This is a genomic window from Pelagibacterium sp., from assembly GCF_965249125.1.
In the GTDB taxonomy this organism is placed as follows: Bacteria; Pseudomonadota; Alphaproteobacteria; order Rhizobiales; family Devosiaceae; genus Pelagibacterium.
Map to the genome: position 1 here is coordinate 2,219,979 of NZ_OZ252217.1, position 21,264 is coordinate 2,241,242.

Below are 21,264 nucleotides of genomic sequence, written 5' to 3' on the forward strand. Positions count from 1 at the left end.
TTTTTCTTTTCCGCAGGTGACCTCATGCCCGCATATCGCTCCCGTACAACCACCCATGGCCGCAATATGGCCGGTGCCCGCGGCCTTTGGCGCGCCACCGGCATGAAGGATGGCGATTTCGGCAAGCCGATCATTGCCGTGGTCAATTCCTTCACCCAGTTCGTGCCGGGCCATGTGCACCTGAAAGATCTCGGGCAGATGGTGGCGCGCGAAATCGAGCGCGCCGGAGGCGTCGCCAAGGAATTCAACACCATCGCCGTCGATGACGGCATCGCCATGGGCCATGACGGGATGCTCTATTCCCTGCCCAGCCGCGAAGTGATCGCCGACAGCGTTGAATATATGGTCAACGCGCATTGCGCCGACGCCATGGTCTGCATTTCCAATTGCGACAAGATCACGCCGGGCATGCTGAATGCGGCCATGCGGCTCAACATTCCCGTCGTCTTCGTTTCTGGTGGCCCCATGGAAGCGGGCAAGGTCGTCCATCGCGACAAACTTCAGGCACTCGATCTGGTCGACGCCATGGTCGTTGCCGCCGATGACAGCTACACCGACGATGAAGTGGCCGCCATCGAGGAAGCCGCCTGCCCCACATGCGGGTCGTGCTCGGGCATGTTCACGGCCAATTCGATGAACTGCCTGACCGAAGCCCTGGGTCTCTCCCTGCCGGGCAATGGTTCGACATTGGCGACCCATGCCGACCGCAAGCGGCTATTCCTGGAAGCGGGACATCTGATCGTCGATCTCGCCCGCCGCTACTACGAGCAGGACGACGAAAGCGTGTTGCCGCGCTCGATCGTCACCAAAAAGGCCTTCCAGAATGCCATGGCGCTCGATATCGCCATGGGCGGGTCGACCAACACCGTGCTCCACATTCTGGCCGCCGCCTATGAAGGCGAGGTGGATTTCACCATGGACGATATCGACGCCCTGTCGCGCAAGGTGCCGGTCCTGTGCAAGGTGGCTCCGGCCAAGCAGGACGTACACATGGAAGACGTCCATCGCGCCGGTGGCATCATGAGCATTCTGGGTCAGCTCGATCGGGCCAATTTGCTGCATCGCGAATTGCCGACGGTCCACAGCGCAACCCTGGGCGATGCGCTCGATCGCTGGGACATTTCGCGCACCAATTCGGAAAGCGTGCGTCAGTTCTTCATGGCGGCGCCGGGCGGCGTGCGCACGACGCAGGCGTTTTCGACCGAGAACCGTTGGGCCGAGCTCGATCTCGACCGCAAGGATGGCGTCATTCGCTCCACCGAGCATGCCTTTTCGAAAGATGGTGGACTTGCGGTGCTCAAGGGCAATATCGCGCTCAATGGCTGCGTGGTTAAAACCGCCGGCGTTGACGAATCCATTCTCAAATTCACCGGCACGGCCGTTGTCTATGAAAGCCAGGACGATGCGGTTTCGGGCATTCTGACCGGCAAGGTCAAGGAAGGCGACGTCGTCGTCATCCGCTACGAGGGCCCCAAGGGCGGCCCGGGCATGCAGGAGATGCTCTACCCGACGAGCTATCTCAAGTCCAAAGGACTGGGCAAGGCCTGCGCGCTGCTGACCGACGGCCGGTTTTCCGGCGGCACATCGGGGCTTTCCATAGGGCATGTCTCCCCCGAGGCAGCCCAGGGCGGCGCGATCGGGCTGGTCGAAGCGGGCGACAGGATCGAAATCGACATTCCCAATCGCACCATCAACCTTGCGGTTTCCGATGCTGAATTGGCGCGCCGCCGCGCGGCCATGGACGCCAGGGGCGCTGATGGCTGGAAACCCGAAGCGCCGCGCAAGCGCAAGGTGACGACCGCGCTCAAGGCCTATGCGGCCTTTGCCGCGAGCGCCGATCTGGGTGCTGTCCGCATCCTTCCAGAATAAGCAAAGTGCCGGCTCTGAGGGCCGGCATCCCTCCTTTCAGATGCGGCAGCGTAGAGCACATGCATCTGAAAACGAGGCTTGCATAGCGATGCAATTGGGCTAGGTTCGGCCCCAGCTCCCCCGTTCTTGCCAGGCGTATTTCATGTCCAGTTCGACCGTCGGGCACCAGGACCGCCGCTTGTTTGCGATCGGTCTGGCGCTTGTCACCTATATATTCTTCACGATCTGCGACACCTGCGCGAAGTGGATGGCACTTTCGGGCATGCCGCCGACCCAGGTCGCGTTCGGGCGCTACTTTCTGCAATTCGCGTTCATGGCCGGGCTGCTGCTGCCGCAATTGGGAATGGGCAGCTTCAAGACCCGACGACCCGCCCTGCAAATTCTGCGCGGGTTCGGGCTGCTCGGCATGACAGCGTTCAATTTCTTCGCACTGCTCTATCTGCCGCTGACCGTGACCTCTTCGATCATGTTCGGGATGCCGCTGCTTATCACCGCCTTGTCAGTACCCTTTTTGGGCGAACAGGTCGGCTGGCGACGCTGGGTGGCCATTTTCGTAGGGTTCGTCGGCATCGTCATCATCATCCAGCCTTGGGATGCCAGCTTCCACTGGGCGATCTTTCTGTCCTTGGGCAGCATCCTGTCGGCTGGACTTTATTTCATCCTGACCCGCAAGCTGACGGAGACCGAAACAACCGCAAGCCTGCAGCTCTATGCCGGCCTCGTGGGCACCGTCTGCCTCTTGCCGTTTGCCCTGGCCAATTGGACATGGCCCGACGGGCCATTTGCCTGGCTCATCTTCCTGGGAGTTGGATTGGCCGCCATGACGGGTCACCAGATATCGATCGTGGCGCACCGTTACGCGCCCGCTTCGGTTCTGGCGCCATTCGGATACAGCCAGATCGTCTGGATGACGCTCTCGAGCTGGCTGATCTTTAATCAACCGCCCACCCTGTGGCTGTTCATGGGCGGGCCAATCGTGATCGGGTCGGGGCTCTATATCTGGCTGCGTGAGCGCCAATTGGCAAAAGAGGCCGTCCGTCCGGTCACAACTGCCGACGCGGACATCGCCGCCGAGAAAAAGGATGCGGAGGGCCATCCGGCCTGACCAAATTCGGTCGGTTTCGGCCCGCTATCGTCGTGTAGAATTTTTTTCTACCGAACAGCTCTTGGCGCGACATTTTTTCGCATCTATAAGAAGTGCTTCGTTTGGCGCAAACCTGCAAGGAGGCGTTGCATTGACCAGTATCACCGCACCCTCCCAGGGTTATGAACGCCACCGTTAGGTTGCCGGCCATGCCCCGCGTCCGCCGCCTCTAGAGGCCGCCACGCATTTTCCTTCATTCGAAGCGACCGTCACACGGGGATAAGTCCGCCTGTCGCTCGGTCATTCCATTTCCAGTTAATAGGACCGGTGCGCCCGCATCTGTGCGCGGCAGCCGGTATCGGCACCATGACTCGCAAGAAACTCGATATCAACGCCGCGACCTATCGGGCTGTTCTCGGCTACACCTTCCGGCATTGGCGACGCCAGCCCTGGCGTATCGCCGCAATTTTGGGCTTCATCATGCTGGCGACGCTGGCCGATGTGATGACACCCTATTTTGCGGGCCGCCTTGTCGAGGCCATCGCTTCGGGCTCGGTCGGCGATGAGCCGACACTGCAAGCAGCGTTTTCGGCCCTGGGCATTCTTGTTGCGCTGGGCGCGACAGCGGTCGTCCTGCGGTTCGGCGCGTTCCGCAACATCATCCGGCTTACGCTCTTTATGATGGCCGACGTGGTCAACGAGACCTTCCATCGCGTACAGCGGTTCTCGACCGACTGGCACGCCAACACGTTCGCCGGCTCCACCGTGCGCAAGATTACGCGCGGCATGTGGTCGCTCGACCTGTTGAACGACACACTGCTCGTCGCCCTGTTTCCTTCGACGATCATGCTGGTGGGCACAACGGTATTGCTCGCATCGTTCTGGCCGGTGATGGGACTGGTGATCGGGCTTGGATCGTTGCTTTTTATTGCCGGCACCATAGGCATCACCGTGGCTTACGTGTCGCCGGCGGCCTCGCTTTCCAATGCCTGGGACACCAAGGTGGGCGGCGCGTTGTCGGATGCCATCGGCTGCAACGCCGTGGTCAAGGGTTTCGGTGCCGAGGCACGCGAAGAAGCCAGGCTGGGTGGCGTTGTCGCCAAGTGGCAAAAACGTACGCTCAGGACATGGAACCGTTACAATCTCAACGGCGTGACGCAGGATACGGCGCTGCTCATTCTGCGCGCCACGATCCTGGGCACCGGTGTGCTGCTCTGGATGCAGGGCGTGGCAAATGCAGGCGATATCACCTTCGTTCTGACCTCGTTCTTCGTCCTGCAGGGCTATTTGCAGGATGTCGGCATGCATTTCCGCAACCTGCAGCGCTCGGTCAACGAGATGGAGGAACTGGTCGAACTCGACGCCGCGCCCTTCGGCGTTGCCGACAAGGCCGATGCCACGCCGATCCGCATTGGCAGGGGCGCGGTCGCGTTCGATCGGGTCACCTTCCAGTATGGCGGGCACGACAACCCGCTCTACAAGGACTTTTCGGTGACGATCAAGCCGGGCGAACGCATCGGACTCGTTGGACATTCGGGCTCGGGCAAGACCACTTTCGTCAAGCTCATCCAGCGCCTGCATGACATCAATGGCGGCCAGATCCTGATCGACGGGCAAAACATCGCCGAGCACACACAGGCAAGCCTTCGCGGTCAGATCGCCATTGTGCAGCAGGAACCGATCCTGTTCCACAGGACCCTGGCCGACAACATCGCCTATGCCCGCCCTGGTGCAACGCGTGCAGAGGTGATGGACGCCGCCAGGATGGCCAACGTCCACGACTTCATTACCACCCTGCCCAAAGGCTACGAGACGATGGTGGGCGAACGTGGGGTCAAGCTCTCGGGCGGTGAGCGCCAGCGGGTGGCCATTGCGCGGGCGTTCCTGGCCAACAATCCGATCCTGATCCTGGACGAGGCGACATCGAGCCTGGATTCCGAGAGCGAGTTGTTGATCCAGCAGGCCATCGAACGCCTGATGACGGGCCGTACGACGCTGGTCATCGCGCACCGGCTTTCGACGGTTCGGGCGCTCGACCGCATTCTGGTGTTCGATAAGGGCCAGATTGTCGAGGAAGGCGATCATATGGCGCTGATCCGCCGCGAAGGCGGCATCTATCGTCGGCTGTTCGAAAAGCAGGCGCTGGAACTGACCAAGGGGCTGGTGGCGTAAGCCACCAGCCCTGCCCTACAGCCGGTTCAGGACCATCGCTTCGAAGATGGCGATCAAGTGCAGCGTTGCCCCGGTGACCACGAAGGCGTGCCAGAGCACGTTCTGGAAGGCCAGTTTTTCCCACAGATGGAAGATGATGCCGGCTGAGTAGGCCACGCCGCCGGCGACCAGCAGCCAGAGGGCCGTCGCAGGGAGTGCGGCGGCCAGTGCCTGGAAGGCCAGAATGCCGCTCCAGCCGATGGCGAGATAAAACGGGATCGCCAATCGCCCGAAATGCTGCGGCACGAAAAGCTTGAGTGCAATGCCGATCAGGGCCGTGGCCCATACAAAAATCATCAGCCGGTCGGCTATGGCGACATCGCCCAGCGCGATCAGCAGCGGGGTGTAGCTGCCTGCGATGAACAAAAAGATCGCCGCCTGATCGATCCGCGCGAGCCAGGCCTTGATCGGCACCTGCGGGCACAGGTTGAAGGCCATCGACGCGCTGAGCAGGGCCACAAACGAGCCGACATAAATAGCCACGCCGGCAATCTCGGCACCGGTAGCATGAACCACGGCGAGGGTGATCAGGACGGTACCGGCGATGACGGCCACCAGCAGGCCCACGCCATGGACGATGCCGTCGGCAATCACTTCGGCAAGCGTGAATGCTCGTCTGTGTCTGAGGACGTACGCCCTGGCGTTGCGGCGCAGATTTGTGCCCATGCCTGCCATCTCCTGGTGCCGTTTGCTGACTGCTTCCGATCCTCGTACAGCCATTATAACGCCGGGTAAGGCAGAATGGTGAACCGGAGTTTGAGATTTTCGTCCAAACGGAAGGCGAGCGCGCTTTTGTGACGGCTGGCGCTTCAGTGCATATCCAGGGGACGGATCGTTTCCCCGTCTTCCGAAACCGGATCGACAACTTGTGGCAGGGCCGCAAAGCTCACGCAGTTGCGGCCGGCCTTTTTTGATTCGTAAAGGGCAATATCGGCCTGGGCAAACCACTGTATCGGTGAGCGGAGCCGGGAATCGAATGGCGCAATGCCAAAGCTGGCGGTCACCGAAATGACCTTGTCGGAATAACGGAAACGCAACCCGCTGATTTCCTCGCGCAGGCGCTCGGCACATTGGCTGGCCTCATAGGCCATCGTCTCGGGCAACAACATGCCGAACTCTTCTCCGCCCAACCGGCCGAGCCGGTCGGTGCTCCTGAGGCATTCGGCGGCACGATTGGCGACCGATTTGAGAACCTCATCGGCAATTGCGGCGCCAAAAGCCGAATTTACCCGATGAAATCCGTCTATATCGACGAAAATCAGCGTGGCCGGCCGATCATAGCGCAGGGCCCGCGCGTATTCGCGATCAACCTCGTTTCGAAAGCTCTTGCGGGTCAAGGCGCCGGTAAGATAGTCGGCCTCGCCGGGCTGGCGCGACGCCAGTTCGGACATCACAAGATGGGCCAGATGACTGGCCATCGTGATCTCGCGCTCGCCAAATTGGCGGGGGTTGGCGTCCATCATCAGCAATGTGCCGATGACATACCCATCGGCGGTTTGAAGCGGCATGCCCAGACACGATCCGATGGGCGTTCCGCCGGGACTGACTTCAAGACTGACGCAGCGCGGATCGGCCGAGACGTCCTCGATGGCCACGGGTTGGTCGCTCTCAACGGCCAACGCGGCCACGGACCGGTTCCGGTCAAGCCGCCGATAGCTTACGCCGGCGGCGGCGAGGACGATCTCGGCGCTTCGGTCGATGATGGAGATCACCGCCATGGGCGCGATGCTGATCCGGGCGAGTTCCAGGATATGGTCAAGGGATTCGATGGGGGCAATCAGCGCGGCAGTCAGACGGTTGAGCGCGGCCAGCCTTCCCTCTTCACCCTTCGATATTTCCATAACCATGGGACGGTCCTCTTGCCCTCCGGGCCGAAAGATTACCTTGAATCCGGGGCTTTATGGAGTTGGACCGGGTTGTATGGTTACCCAGTCCTCACTTTGGGAGAACCTAGCGCAATGCGGAAAGCAGGCCGCTCGAGGCATGACCGTCGGCCAGAAGGCCGGCGGCGCGCTGGAACGCGATGATGCCCTGGCGTGTTTTAGGGCCAACCACCCCGTCGGGGGCGCCGACATTGTATCCCCGGCGGTTGAGGAGGGTTTGCAGTTCTTCGCGCTGAGCCCGCGTCAGCCCCGTCTCATTGGCGGGAAACGAGCGGATGAAGGGGCCGACCCCAAGGATGCGGTCTGCCAGATGGCCGACGGCCAACGCGTAATTGTCGGAATTGTTGTAGCGCTTGATGACGTCGAAATTGGCGAGCATCAGGAAAACCGGCCCACTGCCCCCCGCGGGCATGAAAATGCGCCCCATATCGCCGGAGCGCGGGAAATTGCGCCCGCCCGTGCGCCGAACGCCCATGGCTTCCCACTGGCCCAGCGTCTGGCGTCCGATATCCCAGGCGCGGCCATAATCGAAATTTGAGGGCAATTGCACCTCGTAGCCCCAGGTTTCGCCGTTCCGCCAACCATGGGATTTGAGGTAGTTGGCGGCCGAGGCCAATGCGTCCTGCACAGAGTTCCAGATGTCGCGCCTGCCGTTGCCATTGTAATCGACCGCGTAGGCCATAAAGCTCGATGGCATGAACTGGGTATGCCCCATTGCCCCGGCCCACGACCCCACCATTTGCGGTGCGGCCACGTGCCCCGCCTGCAGGATCTCAAGCGCGGTCAGCAACTCGTTCTTGAAGAAATCGCGCCGGTAATTGCCGTAAGTGAGCGTTGCCAGCGCGTGGATGACGTTGTTGCCGCCCATGTAGGAGCCGTAATTGGTTTCCATCCCCCAGATGGCCAGGACGATCTCGGGTTGAATGCCGTAGCGCTGCTGGGTCGCGCCCAATGTCTGTGCCCATTCGCCGCGCATGCGCTGGCCGGTGGAAACGCGAGTGGATGACACCGCGTCAGACACATACTGGCCAGTCGTCTTGACCGTTTCGGGCTGGCTGCGCGTGAGACTCATTATGCGGTCCGAGGGCGCAAACCCTGCGAACGCCTGCTCGAATATGGCCCGGGAAACGCCGCGAGAGGATGCTTCGGGCCATACCGATGCGACGAAATCGGAGACATTGGCGAAGGCGGGGCGGGGCAGCACGAGGGCCGCGCCGGCGCCCAACGCGAGCGCCATCGCGCGGCGGCGGGAAAGAACGGGAAAATTGACGTCAGGGGCGGTGTTACGCATGGAGGGACCTTTTCCGCTTCCAAATGCAAGCCCACACTGCCACCTGTTTGTGGCGATACGCTGTCCCGGCCCCCGACGGACAGCATGGCGAGGCTCGCGATACTGAAACAAAACCAAACTCTATGGTCCGAATCTGCCCCAATGGGCTTAAGGCCGGGTTAAGCACGTTGGCTTACAGCGCTCCGGCGCTTAAACTCATGTTCACTCTCTCGTGAGCGTCCCATGTTCGAATTCGTGTGCAGTACCGATCTGGTTGCCGATCTTTCTCAAATCGGCATCCGGCACGGAGATATCGTCATGGTGCATGCCGCCATGAGCAAGGTGGGCAATCTCATAAACGGTCCCGATACCCTGATCGACGCGCTCTTGCGGGCGGTCGGGCCTCAAGGGACCGTTCTTGCCTATACCGACTGGGACGCGCGGTACGAAGGCCTGCTCGATCAGAGCGGGCGTATGCCGGAGGCATGGCGGACCAGGGTTGCCGGCTTCGATCCGTTGCGTTCTCGCGCGGTTCGGGATCATGGCGTGTTTCCGGAATTCCTCAGAACCACGCCGGGCGCGCTGCGCAGCGGCAATCCGGGCGCTTCGGTCACTGCAATTGGCGCGCGGGCCGACTGGCTGGTTTCAGACCATCCGCTCGACTATGGCTATGGCCCCTCCTCGCCATTGGCGCGACTGGTCGAAGCCGGTGGCAAGGTGCTCATGGCCGGCGCGCCGCGCGATACCATGACGCTCATTCATCATGCCGAGCATCTCGCCGACATTGGAAACAAGCGGATCAAGCGCTGGGAGGTGCCTTTCGCCGGTCCAGAAGGCACTCTGTGGCGGATGTGCGAGGAGTTCGACACCTCCGATGCCGTTGCGCCCCAGCTTGACGGCATCGACTATTTCACCGCGATCGTAACCTCTTACCTTGAAACCGGCCGGGGGCGGGAAGGCAGGGTCGGAGCGGCAGACAGCCTGTTGGTCGACGCAAGAGAAATGCTCGAGCACGCCGTGGCGTGGCTCGAGCGGAACTGTCGATGATGACTGGCTGAATTAGAGCGTTTTGGCGAGCGCCTCGAGCTGGTCCGCGCACTGGCCCCAGCCTTCGTGGAAACCCATCTGCTCGTGCTGCTGCTTGTCTTCGAGCGTCCAGTGCTTGGCGCGGGCGATATAGCGGGTCTTGCCCCCCTCGTCGGCGAAGGTCAATTCGCAGGTGAAAAACGCCTTGTCGGTCGGCTGCCATCCAGCTGTGAACGCGTCGGTGAACACCAGTTTTTCGTCGGGCACAACTTCGAGATAGATGCCGGGATTGGGATACTCATTGCCCTCGGGATCGGCCATTGTCACCGTGCTGGCGCCGCCGGGGCGTACGTCGATTTCCACCTTGGGCGTGGTCCAGGGCTTTGGCGCAAACCATTGCTTGATGAGGTCGGGCTCGGTCCAGCACCGATAAACCTTATCGCGCGGCGCATCGATCAGGCGATCCAGCACGAGTTCCTTGTCGGTATTTGGGGTGGCGGGCATTTGTCGTCTCCATTTGCAGGTTGATGCATCCAGGACGCGTGAGTGTGATCCCATCCGACAAAAATCTGCAAATTCTTTCGCAAGCCGCCGGGGCGTGCATATTGACTTGGAAAGCGAAAATATATAACTAAATAGATATCAATCTACACGGTTATGTAATGACGGAATCCGAACGCCTCGACGCCACATTCATCGCCCTGGCCGATCCCACCCGCCGCGCCATCCTGGCCCGGCTGATCGACGGCGAGGCGACGGTCATGGAGCTGGCGGCGCCCTTCGACATGAGCCAGCCTGCAATTTCCAAGCATATCAAGATGCTGGAGCGGGCCGGTCTGGTCTCGCGCAGCCGCGATGCCCAGAAACGCCCAGTCAAGATCGAGGGCATCGCGCTCAAGGAGGCCACTGACTGGCTGGAGAATTACAGGAATATCTGGGAAGCCAATTTTTCCCGGCTCGACGCGCTGCTCGACGAGTTGAAGGCCCGCCGCCAAAAGGAACAGAACTGATGAGCCTGGCCACCACCCTGTCCGTTTCGACCCCCAGCGACCTCGAAGTGGTCGTTGAGCGGATGTTCGACGCACCAGCTGACCTTGTTTTCGATTGCTATACGCAGCCCGACCTCGTCCGGCGCTGGATGACCGGCACGGAGGGGTGGTGGGTTTCGACCTGCGATATCGATCCGCGCCCCGGCGGAACCTATCGCTATGTCTGGTCGGGCCCGGATGGCCAGAGCATGGGGCTGAAGGGCATTTTCCACGAGGTCGAGCGCCCGGTCCGCTTATTGACGACCGAGACGTTCGACGACGATTTCGGCATGGGAAAAATGCTGATCGATACCGGGTTTCATGGCGAAGGCACGCGCACCCGGCTCAAACAGACCATCACCTATGAATCCAAGGGCCACCGCGACGCCTCGCTGGCGACAGGCATGACCGATGGCATGGGCGAGAGCTTTGACGCACTTGCGACCCTGCTTGCCGAACTGACCGGCAAGTAGAACGAGAAAACGATGGGCTCAGCGCCGCCAGAAGGCCGGGCTGAACAGGACAAGAATTGCGAGTATCTCAAGGCGTCCCGCCAGCATGGCAAAGATCAGCGCCCATTTGGCCAGCGGCTCGAGCGAGGAGAAATTACCCGCCGGGCCGATGATCTCACCAAGGCCGGGCCCGACATTTGTGAGCGCGGTGAGCGCTCCGGTAAAGGCCGTCAGGGTGTCGAGACCGGTAAAGCCGAGAACCAGCGTCACCGCCAAAAGCAGCACCAGAAACGCCCCGATAAAATGGTGAACCGATTTGATGGCCTGCCAGGGCACTTCGCGCCCCTCATAGCGTACCACGAATATGCCGTTCGGATAGATCAGCTCCTTGAGCCCGTTGCGCAGCGACTGGTAAATTATGATGAGCCTGTAGGTCTTTATACCCCCACTGGTCGATCCCGCCGCGCCACCGAGAAACGTGGCGAGCAGGAAAACAACGTTCACGAAGGGCCCCCAGAGCGTATAGTCGGTCGAGGCAAATCCCGTGGTCGTGACCACCGACACGATATTGAACGCCGAATGGATCCCCAGTGCGCTCGCGTCCGACGGCCAGTGGACGAGCGCCGACAAAAAGACCGCGAAGCTTAAAACCGCCAGAATCGAGAGCAGAACCGGCACCTGCGCCTCGAAGGCCGCCGATAGTCGTCCGGTCGTGACAGCGCGCAGGATCGCGATGAAGGGCATTGCTCCGGCGATCATGAAGACAATGCCGACGATCAGGACAGGAAGCCCGAAATGGCCCATGGAGGCATCGTGGGTGGAATAGCCCCCGGTCGAGACGGTGCTCATTGCGTGATTGATGGCATCGAAGGTGGACATGCCGGCAAGCCAATAGGCCACCGCGCAAGCCAGTGACAGGGCGAGATAGAGCCCCACCATGGCCCATGAGAACTTTGTGAACCGCGCAAAGGGCGAGTCGGCCTGAGCCGAGGATTCGAGCTTGTAGATCTGCATGCCGCCAACCCGGAGGAAAGGCAGCAGCAAAAGCCCCATGGCGATGATCCCCAGCCCACCGAACCATTGGGTCATCGAGCGCCACAAAAGAAGGCCCGGAGGCATTTGGTCAAGGCCGGAAAGAATTGTCGATCCAGTTGTGGTGATACCGGATGTCGCCTCGAAAACCGCATCGGTAAAACCGATGGAAAGCCCCGATAAAAGCAGCGGCAGGGCGGCGACGATCGAGGTTGCGGCCCAGATCATATTGACGAGCAGGAAGCCGAATTTCAGGCTGAAAGGGGGCATTTGGCGTCTCGTGGCGAGCACGAGGAAACCCGAGGGCACGCCGGCGGCCAGCGCCGAGAACAGAAAGGCCTGCCAGTCGGGGTTGCCGACCGAGAGATCGACCAGCATCGGAACAAGCATCATGCCGGAAAGAACGAGCGTGAAAAACGCGGTGACGTAAGCGGTTGCACCAAGCATGTACCGGCCCCTCCAGCGTGGCGCGGGACCGTTTACGCTCTTAAAGGCTGGAAATCAACGCCACGAAAAAGGGCGCGTGCCCGAAGGGGCCGCGCCCTGGATCGAAAGCCGGGCAGATCACCAGCCGAAGACGAAGCCGAGACCGGTCTGGCCGCCCGATTGGCTGACATGGGCATCGGTGCCTTCGCCAAACTGGAACAGGCCGTAGCTGTTGTTGCCGCCCTGCTGATTGAGCGTGCCGTTATGATTGCTGCCTTCCTGGTGGACGATGCCGAGATTGCCGCTGCCGCCCTGCATGAGGCCTGCCATGTTGTTGATCCCGTTCTGGGTGATCGAGCCGTTCTGGATGCCGTTATAGAGGGCGTAAAAACCGAGCCCGGCCTGCATCATCTGCTGCTGCTCGGCATTGGCGGGGTTGAGGTTGATCGAGATTTGCCCGGCGTTGGCGGGGGCTGTGAATGCGCCCAGTGCCATAATGAGTGCGAGGCCGGTGGTCTTTGCGGTGAGTGTGTTGCGTCCCATGGTCCTGGTCCTTTGGGTTTGTTGCGGCGGTGTTGCGCCTCCATGACCGCGACTATGAATCAGGCGGGCTGAACCGACCTCGAAGGGCGCGTTTATCTGGCGTTAAGGTTGGGCCGGGCGTGAAAGCCCCGTCACTTTGGAACCCGAGGCACGCGTTGCTTGTTGTTTGGAATGAGGGGCTGCGCCATGCCGGGACGCTCCTGCAATTTTCGTTTTTCCATTCGCTCTCTCAACGAGGGCCAAAAGGATTTGTCATGGACGACACCGAAAACCCCGTTCCGACCAGACGAAACCCGCTCGTGATCGGACTGGCCGCTGCTGCCGTACTTGGTTGGGTGGCCTTTCTGATCTTGTGGCTGGCCTCGTCCACATCCACGGGCGGCTTGCGCAATGAAATCAATATGCTGACATCCGAGCGCGACCAGTTGGCGACCGACGTACGCACCATGGAACAATCGGGCACCACGCTCGAGGAACTGGAAGCCGAGATCGCCACGCTCACTGAAGAGCGCGACAGGCTGACCGAAGAGCGCGAAAGCATCGTTGCCGAACGCGACGCAGCGCAGGCTGATCTCGAAGGCGCGAACGCCGAGTTGCAGACGGTTGCAGATGCGCTTTCCGAACGCGAGGGCCGGATAGAGCAATTGCAGACCAATCTGGCGGAAGCCGAAAGCTCATTTTCCGAAGTGCAGGACCGGATAGCCCAAAGCACGGCGGAACTGGCCGATGTGGGCAGCCGCCTGCAAACGGCCCGCACCGAGGAAGCCGAGTTGCGCGAGACCGCGGCCCAGTTGACTCAGGAAGCCGCCGACGCGACGCGAACTTCGGCCGAAATGGAAAGCGAGGTGCAGGCGGCGCGCGAAGCGCAGGCTGACGCCCAGACCCAGATCGCCGAATTGCGGGCCAGCCAGGCCCAGTTTGAGGAACAGCGGGAAAATCTGGAAACGGTCGTGGCCGAACTCGAGGGCCAGCAGACCGAACTGGAAAGCCAGATCACAGATGCGCAGAGCCAGCGTGACGAGGTACAGGCCCAGCTTGAAACGCTGACCGCGACGCTATCGGAGCGCACGGACGAGCTTGCAGCCATTGAGTCGGAAGTTGCGGCGCTTCAGAACGAAGGCGATGCGGCGGCGCAGGCTGCGATCAGCGGCATCGTGCCCGGACGGTTCGTGGCGCAGGGCGCGGGCACCAACAGCCTGACATTCCTGTTCGGCAATGACGGATCGTTTGCCGCATGGGAGGGTGTGGTGCTCGATGCGGAATCGGCCGATCCGGCGCTGAGCGGCACCTATGCCGCTGGCGAAGGATCCCTGACGATCGAGGAGATCGATGGCGAAAGCTCGGTGCCCACCCCGTTCGAATGCGATATCGAGGCTGGCGATGGCGGCCTGGCTGTCGCGGGCGATTGCGTACTTTCGGGCCTGACACTGCGGCAGGTTCGGTAACGCTTCAATAAATGCCGGAAAAGGGGGCTCCCGTTTCGGAGCCCCTATTTTGTTACGCCCAATTGCCCTGCGGATCGAGGCAGGTGTGGGTCACGCCGTCGACTTCGACTGTCAGCGCGATATCGTATGCCGGAGCGTTGCCGACCGACACGCGGCCAAGGCTGATAGGTCCGGCGGCGTGCGCTGCAAAACCGCCGCCCTGATTGATGCTGGAGCTGTTGGCTCCGCCGACGGTCTTGACCGAAAGACGGTATGTGCCGTTCGCGGGCCCCTGCGCATTGTAGATAGCTTCAAGGGCCACGCCGTTGCCGGTGGCGGTCGACACCACTTCGCACGGTGCCGGGCGGGTTGAGCCTGCAACATCGTCGGTCGACCGGGCGTAGCTGGCAGTACCAACGGCGACGAGCGCAACGACGGTGCCGAGGATGGAAAGCGTATAGGCCTTGCGGCGATCAATGGTCATCGGATGATTCCTTTCCAGATTGCCGGGCGGGCCTCGGTTGGTCGCCTACCCGGCCTGGGAAATGAGGTGAGCCATTCGCCACTATCAGGGGCAAACCTGAACGAAGGCGGCGACATTGCCCGATCCGTTCTGATCGACCGCGGCCGTGCAGCCATTGCCGACCTGGACCCCGGCAGCGACGTTGCCATTGCCGTCCTGGGTGAGGACCGAGGTGTGGTTGGCGCCGAACTGGCCAACACCGGCCTCGTTGAAATTGCCGTTCTGCCAGGTCTCGGACTGGTTGTTCCAGCCGGTCTGGCCGCTGGCGGCGACGTTGCCCTGGCCTGACTGCTGGTTGGTGCTCGAATTCCACCAGCCGTCCTGGAAGATGCCGATGGTGTTGCCTGTGCCCGACTGCGTACCACCGGCCGAATGGCCCCAGCCATACTGGTTGATGTAGATACCGTTGGCCATGGCGGGAACGCTCACGGCACCGAAGCTGGCAGCAAGGGTGGCTGCGATGATGATCTTTTTAAACATTGTTCCGTCTCCTGGTTGAGTTGGCGGGTGTTGCGTACCGCCGGTTGTCTCTTGCAGGATCAGGTCTAGTGCGTGTGGCCGGAACCGGCCCTGAACTCGATATTCAGAAAGCGTTCATCACGATATTTTTTTCGGGCTCAGGGTCGAAGCATCAGGATCGGCGAGCGCGAAGTCGTAAACGTCTGAAATTGTCGTTCGACAGGGGTGCCGCAGCTTTAATACGTACGGCGGACATAATTAATCCCGCAACGCCGTGCAAGTCATTCCGCCGGCTCCCAATCGACCCAGTCGATGATATGGCTCTCCCAGTCGGAGGTGTCGGCGTCCGCCTCGGCGATGGTGCGGCCCCTTACGGAAATCCCGGCGGCGTGAACCGTATTCGGATCGCCCGAGACCAGTGGGTGCCACCAGGCGAGCCCCCTGCCCTCGGCGATACGGCGATAGGCGCAGCTTTTGGGAATCCAGGCGATCTCGCGCACCTTTTCAGGGGTGAGCTTGATGCAGTCGGGAACCTTGGCCTGGCGGTTGGGGTAGTCCGAACAGCCGCAGGTTTCGCCGTCGAGCAGCTTGCAGCGCACATTGGCGGGAAAGATCTGGCCGCTGTCTTCGTCCTCGAGCTTGAGCAGGCAGCATTTCCCGCACCCGTCGCACAGGGCTTCCCACTCCTCGGTGGTCATCGCTTCAAGCGGTTTTTCATCCCAGAATGCCATTGTCGGCACCAACTCCACACTTTTAACCCCGTTGGCAAAACCACATAAAATTGTGATGACCCATGGGGGCTTAACGCCATACAATAGCATCGGTTCGGGCTCGAGCGCACCCGGACGGGCAATCGATCAAAGCCGAGCAGAAAAAGGCCCCAGGTGCAGGATCCGTTTTACACAAAGCAGAAGCGCTCAAAGGGCAAGAACCGGCTGCTCGAAGCCGATGCGTGGCTGGATTCGTTTCTCTATGACGGGATGCGATCGACGGGGCGAGTCTATACCAGAATTCAGGATTTCTTCTCGCTTTTTTCCGTGCGCGGGCTGCGGCGCATTTTTGTGGAGTTGGCGTCCGACGCCTTGAGCTTTGGCGCCATGGGATCGGTGCTTATGGTGGCGCTGGCGCTTTCGGCCATGGATGCCACAGCCTCGGGCGAATTCAACCGGGCCGAAGACTATTCGGTGATATTCCTCGATCGCTACGGCAACGAGATCGGGCGGAGGGGTATCCGGTCCGACGATTCAGTGGCGCTGGCGGAAATCCCCGACGTTCTCATCAAGGCGACGCTGGCGACCGAGGACAGGCGGTTTTACGAGCATTTCGGCATCGACGTCTGGGGTACGGTGCGCGCGCTGCTCTCCAACGCCGAAGGCGAGTCGGGGCTGCAGGGCGGGTCCTCGATCACCCAGCAACTGGCCAAGAATTTGTTCCTCTCCAACGAGCGCACGCTGGAGCGCAAGATCAAGGAGCTGTTCCTCGCCTTCTGGCTCGAGGCCAATTACTCCAAGGACGAAATCTTAAAACTCTATCTCGACCGCGCCTATATGGGCGGCGGTAATTTCGGGGTGGTCGCGGCGGCGGAATATTATTTCGGCAAGCCCGTGCAGGATATCGACCTTGCCGAGGCGGCGATGTTGGCCGGGCTCTACAAAGCCCCCACCCGGTTTGCGCCGCATGTGGACATCGCGGCGGCCCGCGGGCGGGCCAATGTGGTGCTTACCAACATGGTCAACGGGGGCTATCTCACCGAGGGCCAGGTGACGGCGGCACGGCGGCGGCCGGCCGAGCCCATCGACCGGTCGGCGGAGGCCAATTCGCCCAATTATTTCCTCGACTGGGCGTTTCTGGAAACCAAGCGCATCGTGGGCGACAGCACCGAGGTCGGGTTCGTGGTGCGGACAACCATCGATCCCGATCTTCAAGTGCATGCCGAAGACGCGATAATTTCGGTGCTGCGTGAACAGGGCGCTGCCTACGATGTGGGCCAGGGCGCCATGGTGGTGATGGAGCACAATGGCGCCGTGCGCGCCATGGTGGGGGGCACCGATTACGGGCAAAGCCAGTTCAACAGGGCAATCGCCCCGAACCGGCAACCCGGATCGGCCTTCAAGCCATTCGTTTATGCCACCGCCTTTGAAATGCTCGGGCTGACACCGCGCAGCCCGATAACCGACGCTCCGATCTGCATCGGCAATTGGTGCCCGCAGAATTACGGGCGTTCGTTTCGCGGCGGAACGACGATCCGGGCCGCCATGGCTGCTTCGATCAACAGCGTTCCGGTTCGTCTTTCCACCCAGACCGGGCGCGAACCGATTGCGGAGATGGCGCATCGGCTGGGCATCCGCAACGAATTTCCGGTAACCCGCTCGCTGGCACTGGGGGTCGCCTCGGTCAGCGCGCTCGACATGGCGTCAGCCTATGCGGTCTTTGCCAATGGCGGCTATCGCGCCACCGGATTCGGGGTGACCCGCATCACGACGCTGCGCGGCCAAGTCATCTATGAAGCCAATCCTGACGAAAATCGTGTGCGCCTTCTGGACGAGCAGATCGTTTTGTCGATGAACGACATTTTAAACGCCGTCAATTATGGCGGCACGGGCGGACGGGCGGTTGTCGAGGGTGTCCCCAGCGCGGGCAAGACCGGGACGACGAGTTCGTACCGCGATGCGTGGTATGTCGGCTATACCGGCAATTACGTTGCCTCGGTCTGGTACGGGAACGACAATTACACAGCCATGAACAATCTGACCGGGGGCAGCCTGCCAGCCATGAGCTGGCAGAAATTCATGGCTTACGCGCACACAAATATCGAAGTGAAGCCGGTGTTCGGGGTGGATATGGAGCCTAGGCCCTTCATCATCGCGGACGCCGCGAACGGCGAAGATGGCGAGCAGCCGCCAGAGCGTGCGCCGACGCTGGCCCCGGCGGCGGCGATCAAGCTGCTTGATCTGTCGGAAAAAATGCGCCAGTCCCTCGCCATAGGGGGGAACGAGGCCGTCGATCAGGCGACTGCCCCGGTCGCTGGCGCAAGCGAGAGTCTGTGACGTCTTGGGTTTGATTTTCCGACTGCTGATTGGCCTTGCGGTCGCCCTCTGTGTGGGGTTTGGCGCAAGCTATTACGCGCTGACCGACGGGCGATTGTTCGCGGCGGTCCGGGTCGGCTCCTGGGCCGCCTGGCCCGATATCGGACAACCCACGCCCGATCCCTACAGCCGGGCCTATCTGGCGCGCACCGGCACGCTGCAACTGGGCTATGCCGAAGGGCTGCAGTTTACCGCCTCCACCGACGATTCCGGCGATCCGCTGGATGCGCGGTGCCAGTATCGCGTCACCGGCGAGGTGCCGGGCGCCAGTTTCTGGACCTTGGTGGCGAGCGACCCTGAAGGGGTCAACATCGCCGCTTCGCCCGACCTGCCCGCGTTGCACAGCGAGCGGGTGGCCCGCTGGGGCGATGGCGGGCTCAACGCCACAATCGGCCAAGCCATGGGACCGGGGAACTGGCTGGAAATCGAGGGTACGGGAGCGTTCAGGCTGGTCCTGACCCTTTATGATGCCGTGGTGTTTTCCGGGGCCAACACCACAATCGAGGCGATGCCGGCCATCGAACGGATGGGCTGCCAATGAGCCGGTTGCTGTTCTGGATATTCGGCGGCGCGGTCCTGGGCGGGCTGATTCATCTGGTGGTCATCCTGACCCTGCCCGACGCCGCGGTGCGCGATGTCTGGCATCGGCTGGAAGCCATGACCCCGCTCGAGGCCACACTGGTGCTCGACGATATCGCTCCGGGCGAAGTCAACCCTCTCGGTCTCGACCCCGCGCTTCTTTACGGCATATGCAGGCTGGAACTTGGCGACGGGCCGGGGATCGTAAACGGCGAATTGCCGCTGGCCTTCTGGTCGGTCTCGGTCTTCAACCGTGACGGGCATGTGATCTATGCCACGACCAACCGGTCCGGATCGGGTGACTTGCTCGACATGGGACTGTTCAATCCCGCCCAGACGCGCCTGCTCGCCGAGCAACGTTTCGAAATCGACGAGGGCCTGCTGATCGTGGAATCGCAAGGCAACAGCGTGGCCGTCGTGGTTCGGCTGGCACCGCCCCATCCGGCAATGCGCGAACGCTATCGCGAGGCGCTCAGCCAGCTAAGCTGCTCGACCATACGCTGAAGCCAATCGCGGCGCCCGCACCCCATCGTGGCCCCCTCCCCCTCTTCCGGTTCCACCACCAGCGCCCACCCCCCCATCGCAATGCCAGGCTCGCCCCTCCTGCGGCTCATAACCACCATAAACCCACCCCGCGTCATCCTCGGGCCCGCCCCGGCGGCTCCATCCCCACCACTCACCCCACTCCCGTCGTCATCCTCGGGCTCCCCCCCGCGGCCCCATCACCGCCACCGCTCACCCCCCGCGTCATCCTCGGGCCCGCCCCCGCGGCTCCATCCCCATCACTCCCCCACCCCCGTCGTCATCCTCGGGCCCGCCCCCGGCGGCTCCATCCCCACCACTCACCCCCACCCCCTTCGTCATCCTCGGGCTTGGACCGGGGATCCGCAGGGCGTCCGCAAGCGCGGCAGAAGTGGTGATCCTTGACGCGTCATCGGTCCCCAACCCCTTCACCGGCCGCCTCGACGCAGCAGATCCCCGGGCCAAGCCCGAGGATGACGCGGGTGAAGGTGGAAGCGCTCGAAAAATCTTATCCCCGCCCCCAGACACTCGTGCCATTCTCCCCCCACGGTGTCGCCAGAGACGAGGATGCATACGAGCTTCCGGCGAGACCGATCCGGGTTCCATGCGGGTCGCCGCAGGGAAGGCCCAAAGCGGACGGATGGCCGGACGAGGAACCAGGCGTTCCACGTCGCACTCCCGAAAGGGAGAGGGGCACCGACGGGAGGTTGGCAGGGAAAGTGGGCACCGGTTTCCCGGTTCGCCAACCGACCCACTAAAAATGCCAATATCCCGGACGACAAACCCCAGCCCGAGACGCCGCCATAAGCCCAAAACCCCGGATGCGTGGGGCGATGATCGCTTCATATACTAAATAAACATGCGGAGCGTTCTTCGCCCCATGCCGTCTGTCTGGAGCGCTTCCAGAAAAAGTGGGAACCGGTTTTTCGGTTCGGAAGCGCGACCAGCAAGAAAGTCAGCAAGCCGAGGCCGTTGGCCGTCGGAGGGTTTGTCATGGATGAAAGAACCGAGTGTTCGGCAAGCGAGACTACTTTCGCACCAGCGGCTCGGGCGTGGGCGGCGCCGTCGCGTAACGTGAGGCGATGGCTGTGTCCTTGAAAACCAGCCCCTCCCCGCCGACCAGGCAGAAGTCACCAGCTTGAGCACGGGCGACGTAGGGCCGCATGCGGGCAAGCTGGGCGTCGACGACGCGGGCCTCCTCATGTGGAGTTTCGACGAGAAGGCGCTCAAGAGCGACCGAATAGGACTGATAGCGGTAGGTCAGCGCCCGGGTGAACCAGTCGATGGTCCGCTCGTTTTCCCATTTGCGGGCTGCGACTTGTGCAGCGGCATCGGGAGCGGCGAGCGTCACGTTGGAAACGGCGATGGCGCGCTGACGATCGACCTCGATGACCCGGCAGATGGCGGCGAAGGTGGTGGGGATGGTGGCGATGTCGATGTCGATATCGTCGGCGACCTTTCGGTATCGAACCCGCGAGGACTGGTATTGGGTGCTGCGCAGGGTCGAGTAGTAGCGATCGGCAATAAACTGCGTATCGAGGTTGGACGCGATCCGCGTCCGCTGGAGCTCAACGGCCGTGTCGTAGAACCAGTCATAGGCGTGTGGGGCGATGAGGAAGCGCCAGACGCGATCATGCATCTCTCGCTCCTGGTCGGTCTGATTGAAATCGGAAACTGGCTCGCCATCGGCCGCGGCGCGGGCGGCGCCGACCGTGGGCATGATTCGATCATGGAGCACGCTGGGCGCGGCGCGCCCGAAATCGCCCGTCGGACGGGCACAGCCGGACAGCAACAGACATGCTGCGGCCACCATCGCGCCGCCGATCAACCAGTCCTTCAAAGTCTTC

General features: G+C 61.8%; 20 protein-coding genes. 10 read left to right on the forward strand and 10 right to left on the reverse strand.

Annotation, left to right across the window (positions count from 1 at the left end; all coding sequences use genetic code 11):
* Positions 1-24: 24 nt before the first annotated feature.
* The 3 genes from ilvD (at position 25) to ACP148_RS10870 (ending at position 5,125) form a co-directional block, all read left to right on the forward strand.
* Positions 25-1,869 carry a dihydroxy-acid dehydratase gene (ilvD, locus tag ACP148_RS10860; protein ID WP_421952402.1) on the forward strand — a complete coding sequence of 615 codons (1,845 nt, stop codon included), beginning with the start codon at positions 25-27 and terminating at the stop codon, positions 1,867-1,869.
* Positions 1,870-2,011: 142 nt separating this feature from the next.
* A complete protein-coding gene (locus ACP148_RS10865) occupies positions 2,012-2,974 on the forward strand; it encodes a DMT family transporter (protein WP_421952403.1) in 963 nt (320 codons plus the stop codon).
* A 345-nt stretch (positions 2,975-3,319) separates the two neighbouring features.
* The gene (locus tag ACP148_RS10870) at positions 3,320-5,125 is read left to right on the forward strand and encodes an ABC transporter ATP-binding protein (protein WP_421952404.1); all 1,806 of its coding nucleotides are present in this window, start codon (positions 3,320-3,322) and stop codon (positions 5,123-5,125) included.
* A 15-nt stretch (positions 5,126-5,140) separates the two neighbouring features.
* On the opposite strand, the gene trhA is transcribed toward ACP148_RS10870, so the two are convergent.
* From trhA to ACP148_RS10885, 3 genes are all read right to left on the reverse strand, one after another.
* On the reverse strand, positions 5,141-5,830 hold the full coding sequence (gene trhA / locus ACP148_RS10875) for a PAQR family membrane homeostasis protein TrhA (protein WP_421952405.1): 690 nt from the start codon (positions 5,828-5,830) through the stop codon (positions 5,141-5,143).
* Between the two features lie 143 nt (positions 5,831-5,973).
* Positions 5,974-7,011, reverse strand: coding sequence for a diguanylate cyclase (locus ACP148_RS10880; RefSeq protein WP_421952406.1), 1,038 nt, complete (start codon positions 7,009-7,011; stop codon positions 5,974-5,976).
* Between the two features lie 103 nt (positions 7,012-7,114).
* On the reverse strand, positions 7,115-8,338 hold the full coding sequence (locus ACP148_RS10885) for a lytic murein transglycosylase (RefSeq protein WP_421952407.1): 1,224 nt from the start codon (positions 8,336-8,338) through the stop codon (positions 7,115-7,117).
* 222 nt (positions 8,339-8,560) lie between these two features.
* Between ACP148_RS10885 and aac(3) the strand changes: the two genes are divergently transcribed.
* On the forward strand, positions 8,561-9,364 hold the full coding sequence (aac(3), locus tag ACP148_RS10890) for an aminoglycoside 3-N-acetyltransferase (RefSeq protein ID WP_421952408.1): 804 nt from the start codon (positions 8,561-8,563) through the stop codon (positions 9,362-9,364).
* A gap of 12 nt (positions 9,365-9,376) precedes the next feature.
* Here aac(3) and ACP148_RS10895 read toward each other — a convergent pair whose 3' ends face one another.
* A complete protein-coding gene (locus ACP148_RS10895; protein WP_421952409.1) occupies positions 9,377-9,847 on the reverse strand; it encodes an SRPBCC family protein in 471 nt (156 codons plus the stop codon).
* Positions 9,848-10,005: 158 nt separating this feature from the next.
* Here ACP148_RS10895 and ACP148_RS10900 point away from each other — a divergent pair, with 158 nt between their 5' ends.
* Positions 10,006-10,353, forward strand: coding sequence for an ArsR/SmtB family transcription factor (locus ACP148_RS10900; RefSeq protein WP_421952410.1), 348 nt, complete (start codon positions 10,006-10,008; stop codon positions 10,351-10,353).
* Positions 10,353-10,844: an SRPBCC family protein gene (locus ACP148_RS10905; RefSeq protein ID WP_425033502.1), complete on the forward strand. Its 492-nt coding sequence runs from the start codon at positions 10,353-10,355 to the stop codon at positions 10,842-10,844. The genes ACP148_RS10900 and ACP148_RS10905 overlap by 1 nt, the downstream gene beginning before the upstream one ends.
* An 18-nt stretch (positions 10,845-10,862) precedes the next feature.
* On the opposite strand, the gene ACP148_RS10910 is transcribed toward ACP148_RS10905, so the two are convergent.
* Entirely contained in the window at positions 10,863-12,302 is a 1,440-nt protein-coding gene (locus ACP148_RS10910; RefSeq protein ID WP_421952412.1) for a TrkH family potassium uptake protein, read from the reverse strand.
* A gap of 117 nt (positions 12,303-12,419) precedes the next feature.
* Positions 12,420-12,824, reverse strand: coding sequence for a curlin (locus ACP148_RS10915; RefSeq protein ID WP_421952413.1), 405 nt, complete (start codon positions 12,822-12,824; stop codon positions 12,420-12,422).
* Positions 12,825-13,078: 254 nt separating this feature from the next.
* Here ACP148_RS10915 and ACP148_RS10920 point away from each other — a divergent pair, with 254 nt between their 5' ends.
* Complete coding sequence (locus ACP148_RS10920) at positions 13,079-14,269, forward strand: hypothetical protein (RefSeq protein ID WP_421952414.1); 1,191 nt, start codon at positions 13,079-13,081, stop codon at positions 14,267-14,269.
* Positions 14,270-14,321: 52 nt separating this feature from the next.
* Here ACP148_RS10920 and csgH read toward each other — a convergent pair whose 3' ends face one another.
* From csgH to ACP148_RS10935, 3 genes are all read right to left on the reverse strand, one after another.
* Positions 14,322-14,732 carry a curli-like amyloid fiber formation chaperone CsgH gene (gene csgH, locus ACP148_RS10925; protein ID WP_421952415.1) on the reverse strand — a complete coding sequence of 137 codons (411 nt, stop codon included), beginning with the start codon at positions 14,730-14,732 and terminating at the stop codon, positions 14,322-14,324.
* Positions 14,733-14,816: 84 nt separating this feature from the next.
* Positions 14,817-15,251: a curlin gene (locus ACP148_RS10930; RefSeq protein WP_421952416.1), complete on the reverse strand. Its 435-nt coding sequence runs from the start codon at positions 15,249-15,251 to the stop codon at positions 14,817-14,819.
* Positions 15,252-15,511: 260 nt separating this feature from the next.
* Positions 15,512-15,961, reverse strand: a complete 450-nt coding sequence (locus ACP148_RS10935) for a YcgN family cysteine cluster protein (RefSeq protein ID WP_421952417.1) — start codon at positions 15,959-15,961, stop codon at positions 15,512-15,514.
* Between the two features lie 153 nt (positions 15,962-16,114).
* Here ACP148_RS10935 and ACP148_RS10940 point away from each other — a divergent pair, with 153 nt between their 5' ends.
* From ACP148_RS10940 to ACP148_RS10950, 3 genes are read left to right on the forward strand one after another with little or no spacing between them, the layout of a single operon-like run.
* Positions 16,115-18,277, forward strand: coding sequence for a transglycosylase domain-containing protein (locus ACP148_RS10940; protein WP_421952418.1), 2,163 nt, complete (start codon positions 16,115-16,117; stop codon positions 18,275-18,277).
* Positions 18,278-18,281: 4 nt separating this feature from the next.
* On the forward strand, positions 18,282-18,857 hold the full coding sequence (locus tag ACP148_RS10945) for a DUF1214 domain-containing protein (RefSeq protein ID WP_421952419.1): 576 nt from the start codon (positions 18,282-18,284) through the stop codon (positions 18,855-18,857).
* Positions 18,854-19,399 (forward strand): DUF1254 domain-containing protein, encoded by a 546-nt coding sequence (locus tag ACP148_RS10950; RefSeq protein WP_421952420.1) that lies wholly within the window; start codon positions 18,854-18,856, stop codon positions 19,397-19,399. Before ACP148_RS10945 ends, ACP148_RS10950 begins: the two co-directional genes overlap by 4 nt.
* Positions 19,400-20,444: 1,045 nt before the next feature.
* On the opposite strand, the gene ACP148_RS10955 is transcribed toward ACP148_RS10950, so the two are convergent.
* On the reverse strand, positions 20,445-21,257 hold the full coding sequence (locus ACP148_RS10955) for a hypothetical protein (RefSeq protein ID WP_421952421.1): 813 nt from the start codon (positions 21,255-21,257) through the stop codon (positions 20,445-20,447).
* Between the last annotated feature and the right edge of the window lie 7 nt (positions 21,258-21,264).

Coding starts and splice junctions, on each gene's coding strand:
- ilvD (WP_421952402.1), top strand. CDS start 25: ATGCCCGCATATCGCTCCCGTACAACCACCCATGGCCGCAATATGGCC.
- ACP148_RS10865 (WP_421952403.1), top strand. CDS start 2,012: ATGTCCAGTTCGACCGTCGGGCACCAGGACCGCCGCTTGTTTGCGATC.
- ACP148_RS10870 (WP_421952404.1), top strand. CDS start 3,320: ATGACTCGCAAGAAACTCGATATCAACGCCGCGACCTATCGGGCTGTT.
- trhA (WP_421952405.1), bottom strand. CDS start 5,830: ATGGGCACAAATCTGCGCCGCAACGCCAGGGCGTACGTCCTCAGACAC.
- ACP148_RS10880 (WP_421952406.1), bottom strand. CDS start 7,011: ATGGTTATGGAAATATCGAAGGGTGAAGAGGGAAGGCTGGCCGCGCTC.
- ACP148_RS10885 (WP_421952407.1), bottom strand. CDS start 8,338: ATGCGTAACACCGCCCCTGACGTCAATTTTCCCGTTCTTTCCCGCCGC.
- ACP148_RS10895 (WP_421952409.1), bottom strand. CDS start 9,847: ATGCCCGCCACCCCAAATACCGACAAGGAACTCGTGCTGGATCGCCTG.
- ACP148_RS10900 (WP_421952410.1), top strand. CDS start 10,006: ATGACGGAATCCGAACGCCTCGACGCCACATTCATCGCCCTGGCCGAT.
- ACP148_RS10905 (WP_425033502.1), top strand. CDS start 10,353: ATGAGCCTGGCCACCACCCTGTCCGTTTCGACCCCCAGCGACCTCGAA.
- ACP148_RS10910 (WP_421952412.1), bottom strand. CDS start 12,302: ATGCTTGGTGCAACCGCTTACGTCACCGCGTTTTTCACGCTCGTTCTT.
- ACP148_RS10915 (WP_421952413.1), bottom strand. CDS start 12,824: ATGGGACGCAACACACTCACCGCAAAGACCACCGGCCTCGCACTCATT.
- ACP148_RS10920 (WP_421952414.1), top strand. CDS start 13,079: ATGGACGACACCGAAAACCCCGTTCCGACCAGACGAAACCCGCTCGTG.
- csgH (WP_421952415.1), bottom strand. CDS start 14,732: ATGACCATTGATCGCCGCAAGGCCTATACGCTTTCCATCCTCGGCACC.
- ACP148_RS10930 (WP_421952416.1), bottom strand. CDS start 15,251: ATGTTTAAAAAGATCATCATCGCAGCCACCCTTGCTGCCAGCTTCGGT.
- ACP148_RS10935 (WP_421952417.1), bottom strand. CDS start 15,961: ATGGCATTCTGGGATGAAAAACCGCTTGAAGCGATGACCACCGAGGAG.
- ACP148_RS10950 (WP_421952420.1), top strand. CDS start 18,854: ATGAGCCGGTTGCTGTTCTGGATATTCGGCGGCGCGGTCCTGGGCGGG.